Source organism: Alcanivorax sp. HI0044, assembly GCF_001634945.1.
Genome location: NZ_LWEZ01000939.1, coordinates 1 through 281, shown reverse-complemented (window position 1 = coordinate 281; position 281 = coordinate 1). Strand labels below are relative to the sequence as shown.

Genomic DNA, 281 nt, shown 5'->3' with positions numbered 1-281 from the left:
GGTAAAAGACCGCATCCACCTGGCCCGCATCATCAAGAAACTGCGCACCCTGGACAGCATCGTCCGCATCCACCGGCTTTGATAAACGCAGCACCCCTCACGCAACATGCCAAGGCACTCTTGGCGGTTTCTCCGCGCTATTGCGTGCAGGTATTAACCCGTGCAAGCATAGCCGCTTCCCTTTTTTCGCCTGCTGGCCGTGGCCGGGGGCATAACTGACGAAGAACACATCATGTCCAACCATTCCGTAATCAGCACCGACAAGGCTCCGCAAGCCATTG

The 281-nt window shown here is 56.9% G+C and carries 1 protein-coding gene; it reads right to left on the bottom strand.

Going from position 1 to position 281, the window contains the following annotated elements:
- Positions 1–97: 97 nt before the first annotated feature.
- Positions 98–281, bottom strand: a 184-nt coding sequence (locus A3730_RS32640) for a hypothetical protein (RefSeq protein ID WP_231883930.1), incomplete at its 5' end; no start/stop codon positions are given.